This window comes from Corynebacterium faecium (assembly GCF_027257105.1).
Lineage (GTDB): Bacteria > Actinomycetota > Actinomycetes > Mycobacteriales > Mycobacteriaceae > Corynebacterium > Corynebacterium lehmanniae.
The window spans coordinates 13,803-24,925 of sequence record NZ_JAPYJX010000007.1; the positions used below are offsets into that span (position 1 = coordinate 13,803).

8 protein-coding genes are annotated in these 11,123 nt (G+C 62.6%); all 8 read right to left on the minus strand.

Features of this window, described 5'->3' with window-relative positions:
• The coding region (locus O5O53_RS08720; protein WP_269511378.1) for a Rib/alpha-like domain-containing protein at nucleotides 1-1,148 on the minus strand (1,148 nt) is incomplete at its 3' end.
• Between the two features lie 770 nt (nucleotides 1,149-1,918).
• Nucleotides 1,919-3,124 carry an acetate kinase gene (locus tag O5O53_RS08725; protein WP_269511380.1) on the minus strand — a complete coding sequence of 402 codons (1,206 nt, stop codon included), beginning with the start codon at nucleotides 3,122-3,124 and terminating at the stop codon, nucleotides 1,919-1,921.
• Entirely contained in the window at nucleotides 3,125-4,468 is a 1,344-nt protein-coding gene (gene pta, locus O5O53_RS08730; RefSeq protein ID WP_269511382.1) for a phosphate acetyltransferase, read from the minus strand.
• Nucleotides 4,469-4,546: 78 nt separating this feature from the next.
• Complete coding sequence (locus O5O53_RS08735) at nucleotides 4,547-5,722, minus strand: ATP-grasp domain-containing protein (protein ID WP_269511384.1); 1,176 nt, start codon at nucleotides 5,720-5,722, stop codon at nucleotides 4,547-4,549.
• Nucleotides 5,723-5,791: 69 nt separating this feature from the next.
• The gene (locus tag O5O53_RS08740) at nucleotides 5,792-6,595 is read right to left on the minus strand and encodes a hypothetical protein (RefSeq protein WP_269511386.1); all 804 of its coding nucleotides are present in this window, start codon (nucleotides 6,593-6,595) and stop codon (nucleotides 5,792-5,794) included.
• On the minus strand, nucleotides 6,592-7,650 hold the full coding sequence (locus tag O5O53_RS08745; protein WP_269511388.1) for a type IV toxin-antitoxin system AbiEi family antitoxin: 1,059 nt from the start codon (nucleotides 7,648-7,650) through the stop codon (nucleotides 6,592-6,594). The genes O5O53_RS08740 and O5O53_RS08745 overlap by 4 nt, the downstream gene beginning before the upstream one ends.
• A 149-nt stretch (nucleotides 7,651-7,799) precedes the next feature.
• On the minus strand, nucleotides 7,800-9,170 hold the full coding sequence (locus O5O53_RS08750; protein ID WP_269511391.1) for a hypothetical protein: 1,371 nt from the start codon (nucleotides 9,168-9,170) through the stop codon (nucleotides 7,800-7,802).
• 42 nt (nucleotides 9,171-9,212) lie between these two features.
• The coding region (locus tag O5O53_RS08755) for a YPDG domain-containing protein (RefSeq protein ID WP_269511393.1) at nucleotides 9,213-11,123 on the minus strand (1,911 nt) is incomplete at its 5' end.

Sequence of the window (11,123 nt, forward strand, 5' to 3'; positions counted from 1 at the left end):
GTCGGCTTCGGAGCCGACGTTGTGGGCTGCGCGGACGTTCCCTGGCCAGACGTCGGCTGGCCAGCAGTCGGCTTGTTGTCCGACGTCGGCTTCGCAGTGGAAGTCGGCTTGCCCGAAGTTGGGGTTGCCGAAGTCGGCTGCGCGGTGCTCGGCTCAGAAGAACCCGGCGTCGACGGCTTCGTGGTGGTAGCCGGGGTCGTTGCACCATTGGTCGGCTCCGCCGGGGTGGGTTCCTCGGACGTGGTCTCCCCGGGGGCGGGGGCTTCGGTGTTGGTGGGAGAGGCTTCGCTCGTCGATAGGCTGCCTTCCTCTGCGACCTTGATGGCAATCTTGTCGCGCTTCACCTTGGCATCGTTGGTGATGATCTCGACATCGGCCTCGTAGTCACCCGGGGTGGTCGGCTTCCCGGTGATCTTGCTGTTCTCAGAATCGTAGGTGACACCGTCCGGGAGGTTGGTCACCTCAACAGAGGAAACATTCTCCGTCGGGATGGTGATGTCAACGAGCTGGCCAGCCTCAACCGGTTTCGGATCCGCAACAAAGTCTTCTTCGACCGGAGCGGGCAGGCCAGCGGAATCGTTGACAGTGATGGTGAAGGTCTGCTCAAGTGGGCCGTTGGCGCCTTGTATGACGTTGCCATCCTGTACCAACTGGGTTTTCACGTCAAAGGTGCCGGTTTTTGTCGGGGCCCCCTTCAGGAAAATGTGCTTGATGTTGCCGAAGTTGCGCTGCGTGGCGGTGATGCCTGCCGGCAGGGTCGACTCATCGATAGTCAGCCCCGACTTTCCAGGCGCCTTATTCACACGAATGTCGATAGTGTTGATTTGCTTTCCAGTCCAGAACACCTTGTCGCTCTGGTCGACGTACACCGGGTCGGGCTGCAAGCTAATCGGGGCCTCAACAAACTTGGTGGATTTGTCCTGGAAAGTGAACTCCACATTGATCGTGTCGGTCTCTGGGAGCTCGGCATTCGAATCTGGCGTGATTGAAATTTCACCCGTTGTCGAGTCGATCTTTGCACCCCAGCCTGGGTTCACACCATCAGCGAGGGCGTACTTGGTCGGCGGGTAGACGGTTAAACGATTCGTGTTTGGGCTGACCTTGGTCTCTTCACCGTATTTCACCGTGGTGGAGTCCGGGTACTTCACAAACGACTTTTGTGCGTCGGTCCGCTTTAAAAGCTGCGCCGACGCCTGCGACGCGGTCTGCGGGGCTGCAACCGGCTGGACGCCCGTCACCACAAGCGACAGGCCGAGCGCGCACGCGGCTACCGACGTCCCACGTCGTCGCGCAAATGCGCGGTCATGCTTTGTAGTCATTGCAAGACCCCTTTTCTGAAGCTTTCATCTATTGCCGACTCAATCAACAGCCAACAATACGGTTTTCTGCACCCGTAAATCTATAGCCCGCAAACCCATGAAGACAACACAATTATGGATTGTAGGCCCGCAAGGCACTCCGACAGAGGTCAGCGCAACCCTCTGCCCTGCCACGCCCGAGACCCCGAAAGTTTTTGTGCAATCCATCACAACGCCCGGAATCATCATATGTTTGAGCGGGACACGGTCAATGCAGGCACTAGTAGATCAACCCACTACCGAACCCGCTTTTCAATATCACCTGGAGCAACACAAACTTGGACGCTTGATCTGCTAGTTGCAATTTCTGGGCAACCGGCACCACCAACACCCAGATCGCTGATCGTCTAGCAGCACCGCACGACCTGCTAGACGATCCGCAAAGCGGCTCCGCATTTCCCCAGGTGATGATGGCATTGAGTTTCAGTATCAGGCTGATCGTCTAGCACTCTCCACACGCTGCTAGACGATCACGCAACAGGCGCAGCAGAAAGCCCCGGCACCAGGTCTCGCGACCTGGCACCGGGGCTGAAACCACCCAGGAAACACCCAGCGAAGAACTACCCCACGCGGGCGGCCACGGCGGCGGCCTTCCGCGCGATGGCGAGCTCCTCGTTGGTGGGCACGACAAGGACCTTCACCTTGGAGTCGTCGGTGGAGATGATGCGCGGGCCGTCGTTGGGCAGGGCGTTCTTCTCCGGGTCGACTTCGATGCCGTACATCTTCAGGTTGTCCAGGGCGTCCATGCGCACGTGCTGGTCGTTCTCGCCGACGCCGGCGGTGAACGTGATGGCGTCCACGCGCCCCAGGGCGATCATGTAGGAACCGATGAAGCGGCGCAGCTGGTTCAGGTAGACCATGTAGGCCAGCCAGGCGTTTTCGTTTTCTTCCTCGATCATGGCGCGCAGCTCGCGGAAGTCGTTGACGCCGGACAGGCCCTTCACGCCGGACTGGCGGTTGAGCAGGTTGTCGATCTCGTCGATGGACATGCCGCCCTGGCGCACCAGGTGGAAAATGATGCCGGGGTCGATGTCGCCGGAGCGGGTGCCCATGGCCAGGCCGGCCAGCGGGGTCAGGCCCATCGAGGTGTCAATCGGGTGCCCGTTGGCCACGGCTGACGCGGAGGCGCCGTTGCCCAGGTGCAGCACGATCTGGCGGGTGTGGTTCGGGTCGCGGCCGATCAGCTCCGGCACCTGGGAGGAGACGAACTCGTGGGAGGTGCCGTGGAAGCCGTAGCGGCGGATCAGGTTCCGCTCCGCCACCTCGGCGTTGATCGCGTACAGCGCGGCGGCCGGGGGCAGGTCGCGGAAGAAGCCGGTGTCGAACACCGCCACGTGCGGGATGTCCGGCAGCAGGGCGCGGGCAACCTCGATGCCGTCGATGTTGGCCGGGTTGTGCAGCGGCGCCAGCGGGATCAGGTCGCGGATCATGTCCACCACCGGGTCCAGGATCAGCTCCGGCTCGGAGAAGACCATGCCGCCGTGCACGACGCGGTGGCCTGCGGCGACGATGTCGAGTTGCGTCGGGCCGATGCCTTTGGCGTCGAGAAGCTTGAAGGTTTCCTGAAGGCCGTCAGCATGGGTGGGCACGGCCTTCTGCACGACGAACTTCTGGCCTTCGTACTTGATGGTGATGCGGCCCTGCGGTTCGCCGATCTGCTCGACCAGGCCGGAGACGAACGGGTCCGCGGACGCGTCCGAGGTCGGGTCGACGATCTGGAACTTGATGGAGGAGGAACCGGAGTTAATAACGAGTACGTAGGACATTTACTTCGCTCCCGCCTGGATCGCCGTGATGGCCACAGTGTTGACAATGTCCGGCACGGTCGCGCCGCGGGACAGGTCGTTGACCGGCTTGTTCAGGCCCTGCAGCACCGGGCCGACAGCGAGCGCGCCGCCGGTGCGCTGGGCGATCTTGTAGCCCGCGTTGCCCGCCTCCAGGTCGGGGAAGATGAACACGTTGGCCTGGCCGGCGACCGGGGAATCCGGCGCCTTCTTCGCGCCAACGCCCGGGTCGCAGGCGGCGTCGAACTGCAGCGGGCCGTCGATGGCCACATCCGGCGCGAGCTCCTTGGCCTTCGCGGTTGCCTCCACGGCGCGGTCCACGTCCGGGCCGGAGCCGGAGGTGCCGGTGGAGTAGGACAGGATGGCCACCTTCGGGTCGATGCCGAACTGCGCGGCGGTCTGAGCCGACACAGCGGCGATCTCGCCGACCTGCTCCGCGGTCGGGTTCGGGTTCACGGCGCAATCGCCGAACGCCCACAGGCGGTCCTGCATGACCATGAGAAAGACCGAGGACACCACGGACGCGCCCGGGGCGGTCTTGATGATCTGGAACGACGGCTTAATCGTGTGCGCGGTGGTGTGCGCGGCGCCGGAGACCATGCCGTCGGCAAGCCCCTTGTGCACCATCATGGTGCCGAAGTAGGACACGTCCTTCATGGTCTCGCGCGCCTCTTCGATGGTCACGCCCTTCTTCTTGCGCAGCTCCGCGAACTCGGCGGCGAACTCCTCGGCCAGCTCGGATTCGAGGTGGTTGACCAGGTGCGCGCCGGACAGGTCCAGCCCCAGGTCGGCCGCGCGGCGGTTCATGTCGTCCACGTCGCCGAGGATGGTCAGCTCGGCCACACCCTGCTTGAGCAGCTGGTCAGCGGCCTGCAGAATGCGGTCGTCCTCGCCCTCCGGCAGCACCACGTGCTTGCGGTCGGCCTTCGCCTGCTCAATCAGCTGGCGCTCGAACACCACGGGGCTCATCACCTGCCGGGCGTCGACGGGCTCAACGTTGTCAAAATCGCCATTGCTTATCGACGCCACGGTCGCCCCCAACTCCCCAATCCTCGCCTCAGCGAGCTTGGCCGCCGTTTCGTCGCCTGCGGCGAGCAGCACCGGGGCGCCGAGGGCTGCGGCGAGCTGAGCGTCGAAGTTGTAGTCGCCGGTGCCCGCGTACAGGGCCGGCTCCTCGCTGATCTGCTCGGAGTTGAAGATTTCTGCCACGCTGTCACCCGAAAGTCGCACCAGGGGCAGCTCCAAACGGCTGGCAAGCTGCTGCAGATCCAGTCCGTCGAAGGTGCGGTTTGCGAGGGTTACCAGCAATGATTGGCGTTGAGACATGGCTTCACCTTTCGTCGTGGGCAAACATGCAACAGTTTACCGGTGCGACCCCCGCCAAGACGAACTGAATGGTGTGATCTAATTCTCGCCGGGTTTGCCGTCGACGTTGTAGATCTCCCGGACGGCCTCATCGGTGCGCTGGCGGGCCTCCGCGGCGGAATCGGCCGTGGCGAGGACCAGGGTGCCGTCGCCAAGCATTCGCACCGTGACCTCCTCGACCGCCATGGCCGCAGCGAGCGCGGCCTGCGACGGGTGGCCCTCCAAGAAGCGCACCGCGCCCGGGCTGATCAGCGTCGAATCAATGGGCAGCCGCTGCGTGGCGTGTGCCTGCAGGTCGAACTGGTTGATGCGCTGGGTAACAAATGTGACCAGGCCGTCGCGGCTCGGGCGCGGTGTGACCTGGGAGAAGTACACGTCGTCGCCCGAGACGAACATCTCCACCGAGAAGATGCCGCAGCTGGCCAGCGCGCCGGTGATGCGCGCCGCGATCGAGCGGGCGTTATCCATCGCCGCCTCAGGCAGCGGCGCGGGCTGCCAACTTTCGACGAGCCGGCCTTCCCTGTGGCGGGTGCCAATCGGCTCGCAGAACCACGTGGCCAACTCGCCCGTGCTCGGGTCAATCGAGCGGGCCGCAAGAATGGTGACCTCGAAATCGAAGTCGATGAAGCGCTCCACCACCGCGCCCTGCCCCAGGCCCCGATCGGCGGCGCGCCACGCGTCCGCGAGGTCCGCGTCGCTGTGCACGAAGCTGAACCCCTCGCCGTCCTTGCTGGTCGGCGCCTTGACCACGCACGGGTAGCCGATGCGCTCCACCGCGTCGTGCATCTCCTGCGGAGTCGCGGCGAACTCGTAATCCAGGACGGGGAGGCCCAGCTCCTCGTTGGCCTGCTTGCGCACCGCCATGCGGTCCGCGGTGTGGCGGCACGCCTCCACCGACGGCGCCACCACAGCACCGACGCGCTCCGAGATCTCCTGGACCGTCTCGATCGTGTCCTCCGCGTCGCCGGAGGTGACGATGATCCCCGGGTAAAACACCTCCGCAATGCTCGCGGCGCCGACGCGGGTGTCAAAGCCCATGCGCTTGTAGGCCTGCTCCAGGTCCAGCGCCATCGCGGACTCGCCCAGGATCAGCGCGCGGCGCGGCATCTCCGCCGGTTCCTCGCGGGTAGCGGGCGCGGCGGGGACGGTGGGGATAGCACCCGTGTCGTCGGCGGAGTGGTCGGTGGGGTGCTCTGCAGAGTGCGGAACAGTCATGGGAACGAATTATCCCACAGTTATGGATGCAGGCTGGTACGCAAACGCGTGAGCTGGGTAAATACCCCTCTAGTCCTGAGCCGGCGTCAACGCTCCCACAAGGTCAGACACCTGCTGTCGACGCCGGCGGAACGGGAGGGGGCGCTCGCCCTGCACCGTCAAGTTTTCTGCGAATCTATCCAGCTCGCTATTCGTCTCTTCCTCAAACCGATCTGCCAAAAACGCCGCAGCGGATGGACCGAGCAGCTGCCGGACCTTGCGCCCCAGTACAGCTGCCGCCATTCGGTCCGTTTCGCCGATTAGATCTTCATCTTCTACCTCGTCGAAATTGTCCCAGAGAAATTCATCCTCAGCTTCATACCAAGCAAGCACTAAAGCTAAGTCAGTCGCATCTTTGAAGACCCCACCTGAATGCCTGTCCAACCAGGCGTGAAGCTTCAACGCGGCAAACCCAGGCACGGTCGGAATACCAATCTTCATACCGTTGGAAAGAGGAAAGAATACCCGAGCGTCAAAAACCTCTTGGAATCCGGCAACGTTCATCTCCCATCCTTTCCCCGACGCAACCGTCCCTGGCGGGCGTTCTACAGTCCCAAAGGGAACAACATCAACTGGAAGAGAACCAATGGTGAGCTTCTGCCAGGCATTCGACTTAGACGGAAAGAGTTCCCGCAATGTTTCAAACGGCTTCCATCCATCTACGGCGAGAGCGAGATCCACATCCTCGGTAGTTCTCGCCGGCAAAGTGTCGCGGTACCTCAGCTGGTGTATGTCACGACATTTAGCACCAATGAGCATCACGGCTTCTAAATCGACATGTTCGTTCAGTTCTTCAAACAAGACGCACAACTCTGCGTCTTCAAACTTCGTCACCAGTTCCCCCGATCGTTCATGCGCTGCCGAATCTCCTGAGCAATTTCAGCCAAACGCGGATCCCCCGCTGTCCACAGATCCGCATACAGCAGCGCAAGCGGAACCTGAGGCCGCCCACCTAAACTAGCGGATTCTTGCGACACTACTAACGCTTGCTGCTGGACTACATCAAGATCCCAGAATGCCTGTCGTAGCGTAATAGTGCCTTCCGGGGAAGAACGGATCCTGCATGCACGTATGATTCGTGCAGCGTCATCCGGGTCTTCGAGGTACAGCTGCACTGATTCTCCGCCGCGAACCAGTTCCGGCACCGCCGCCTCGCCGCTTACCCAGACACCACCAAACTCTTCCTTCAAACGATGAATATCGCCGAACCCGCGGTAGATCTCGATATTCTTTCCTAACCCAGCCGGGAATGCGTCAGCCCACGACTCTGCAAAAGCGTCGAACCGATGACCGGCGAGGGCAAACTCGGAACCGCGTGCGACCAAGTACCCAGTTTCCGCAAAGAGATTCAAAGCGTTGACAGTGGTTCCGAAAGAGACTCCGGATGCCTTTGCAATATCCCGCACTGACATCGACAACACTTCCGGATAGGACAATATGAGCGCGGCCACCTGCGCACGCTTGGGTGCAAACAGATTTACCGCACGTGTGGACCGGTTTGCTGTCTTCTTTCGGTCCGGCATTTCAGTGCGCCCACGAACATCGATCACCACCTGCCCTTCCCGAAAAAAACAATTCCCTCGGACATCGGCGAAAGCAGTTCCCGAACGCCTTAGGCGTTCTGCAACGGACGGCTGGATCTTCTCCGCAAGCACCATAAACCCGTCTCGCTCCAGGCGAGGCTGCTGCCGTGGACTAAATCCGCCCGTCGTCACAAATACGGGCAATTCAAAGGTCGACGAACCACCTTCCGTATCAACCGCGACGAGCGCATGTCCACACTGGCCACCTTCACAGGGGAAGGTTCTCAGCTTGGAAATACTCAACGGCAGTCTCTGACGCTCTAAAGCTTCGTTAATACGATGCCTCATATCCATGTTGAGCAGCATACTTCACAAATAATGATCGATCATTAAAAGTGATCACACGGATCGGGGCGAGGAACTGCGGCGCACCCCAACGGCGAAGCGCCCCCGCCTCCCAGTGCGGGAAGCGGGGGCGCTCGGCTCGGCTCGGCTAGGGACCGGGCCCTACTCGGTTACTTCTTCTCGGAAGAACCGGCGTAGGTCTTGCCGGTGGAGCCCTTCAGCTCGAGGTCCTGCACGGAGCTGCCAATGCCGCCGGGGGTGCAGTTGTCGTAGATGACCGTGCCGGTGAGGATGCCGGCGGCGATCAGTGCGAGGCCTGCGCCCACGGTTGCCACGTCCAGGCCGAACTGGCGCAGCTGCTTGTTAATCACCTCGACCTGCAGCGCAATCTCCGGATTGAACACGCCCAGCTCCTGCTGGATCCGGGCGTTGGCCAGGCGGATCTGCTCGGAGTACTGCTCCACCACAGGGCTCAGGCCCGGGATGGCGGTCTGGGTGGCCAGGCCGATCGGGATCAGCGCCAGCAGCGGCAGACCGAAGCCGACGGAGGTGGCGATGCAGCGCTTGCGCTCGTCGTCGGTCAGGCCCGGCTTCTCCGGCTCCGGAGCCGGCTTCTCCGGCGCATCCTGGCCCTCGGACGGCGTGGAGTCCGCGTCGAACGGGTCGGACTTGCCCTCGATCTCGTCGCGGTTGGACACGCCGTCGCCGTCGAAGTCGCCGTTCGGGTCCAGGATGGAGCGGCCGTCCTGGCCCACCAGCTCGAACTTCGCCTCGCCGGTCAGCGGGTCCTTCACGCCGTCAAGCGTGATGGTGCCGGTCGCGGACGGGTTGGCGATGCCGTCGAACTGCTTCACAAAGTCGTCCCAGGTGGTCTTGCCGTTCGGGAACTTCTCGGTGAAGGTGCCCTGGAGCTGCTCGTTCGTCGGGGCCTGGCCGGTGATCACGCCGGAGGTGCCGTCGATAGTAAAGCTCCAGTTGTCCGCGCCCTTGGAGCCTTCGACCTCGGCGCCCACCACTGCGGCGGTGAGGTCCTGGCCCGCGAACGGATCCTTGGACGTGCCCTTCTCGCCCGGCTTCACAGCGGTGGCGTCGCCGTAGTTCGGGGCGACGATGTTGACGCGCAGGTCGTAGCCGTCCTTGTCGGTGACGCGTTTGCCGTCCTTGTCGCGCACGGCCACGAAGGCCTCGCGCGGGTCGGTGCCGGCCGGCACGGTCACCTTGATCTCGCCGGTCTCCGGGTCAATCTCGACGACGCCGCCCTCGATCTCCTTGCCGGAGCGGTCCACGAGCTTGCCGGTGTAGCCGCCGTCCTTGTCCGGGTTGTCCACGCGGCCGACAACGTGCGCGTTGCCGTCCGCCGAGACGTCCGGGGTGGTCACGGACGCGGTGTCGGAATCGTTGTCGTCACGGTTCTTTTCGTGGCCGTCCACCGGCACCTCGGCCTCGACTGCGCCGTTGGGCAGGTTCGGGTCGGTGACCGTGATCGGGCCGTCGACATCGGTACCAGGCGTCGCATAAAGCAGTAGCCCCTGCCCTCCCATAAAGGGAGAACAGGGTCTACTTAGCCGGGCTACGCGAAACTACTACTTCTTGTCAGCAGCCTTCTCGCCAGCCTTGTCCTCCTTCTTCGAAGAACCAGCGTAGGTCTTACCGGAAGAACCCTTCAGCTCCAGATCCTTCACAGAGCTGCCGCCACCATTCGGGGAGCAGTTGTCATAGATCAGGGTGCCAGCCAGGATGCCGGCCGCGATCAGCGCCAGACCACCGGCAACGGTGCCGATGTCAGTGCCGAACTGCGCCAGCTGACGGTTCGCCGCATCAACCTGCGCGGCAATCTCCGGGTTGAACAGACCCAGCTGCTGCTGGATGCGGGTGTTCGCAGCCTGCAGCTGAGCGTTCGCGTCAGCCACAACGTTGGACAGACCCGGAATCTCCATCTGCGACGCCAGACCCAGCGGGATCAGCGCGAGCAGTGGCAGACCGAAGCCGAGGGAAGTCGCAACACACTTACCAGTGTCGATACCAACCTGGGCAGTGGCCTTGTTGCCGTCGCCGTCGGAGACGATGACCTTGTCGCCCGGCTTGAGCTCAACACCAGCCGGAACCTTCACGGTCCACTTGCCGTCCTTATCGGTGGTGGTCTCAACCTTCTGACCACCCGGCAGCTCAACAATGATCTCCTCGTTCGGACGATCACCCGTACCGGAGATGGTCTTATCACCCGGCTTGATCGGGTTCACGGTCGGCGGAGTGGTGTCCTTAACCTCGCCCGCCTCGACGGTGGTCTCAGACTTGTTGCCCGCACCATCGGAGACGATGACCTTGTCGCCCGGCTTCAGCTCAACGTCGGCCGGGACATCAATTTTCCACTTGCCGTCCTCATCGGTCGTGGTCTCAACCTTCTGACCACCCGGCAGCTCAACGATGATGTCCTCGTTCGGACGATCACCCGTACCGGTGATGGTCTTGTCACCCGGCTTGATCGGGTTCACCGTCGGCGGAGTGGTGTCCTTGACGTCGTCGCCCTCAGACGGTTTGGACTTGTCGTCGGCCGGGTTAGTGCCCTTCTCGATCTCGTCCTTGTTGGTGTGGCCGTCGTCGTCGAAGTCACCGTCTGGATCCAGCAGGGACTTGCCGTCCTTGCCAAGCAGGTCGAAGTTCGCGTCGACGCCTTCGTCCTTCGAGTCATCCTCGTAGGTGAAGTCCACCGTCACGGTCGGGCGAGCGTACGGGGTGAAGGTCTCAACGAACTTCTCCCAGCTCTTGTCAATGGTCGGCAGCTGCTCGCCGACAGCCTCGCCAACCTCAGCCATCGTCGGTGCGGTTGCCACGATGACACCGTTGTCCTGCATCTGGAACTCCCAATCCTGGGAGCCGTCCGATGCCTTGGAATCGATGTTCTTCAGCGGCGCATCTTCCTCGCCGAACGGGTTGTTGGTTGCCTTGTCACCGTCGACCGGTACCTGGGTGAGCTCCTCGTAGTTCGGGTCGAAGGTCTCGGCCTGGGTGGCATCCGGATCAGTGACCGTCACCGTGACGGTGTCGATGACGTTGCCCTCCGGATCCTTCACCTCAACGACAATCTTGTCGCCCGGCTTCGCCTCCTCAGACGGAGTCACCGTGATCTTGCCGCTGTCATCAATCTCAGCGGTGCCCGGGCCCTCAGTGACCTCCACCGTCGAACCCGGCGTGAACTCACCGGAGTTCGGATCCTTCTCGATCTCGACCGGCTCACCCGGAGTAGTGGTTGCGTCCTTCCAATCCGGGGTCTTTGCCGGCTCGTCGACGGTGACAGTGACATCAACCGTGTCCTTCGAACCATCCGGGTAGGTCACATCCACCGGAACCGTGATCTTGTCACCCGGGTTTGCACCCTCCGGCACCGGAACAGTGACCTCACCAGTGGTCTCGTCAACCTTCACACCATCCGGAGCACCCTCACCCGGAGTGAACTTCGTGTCCTCAGGCGCCGAGGTGTCGTTGCCGTCCTTGTC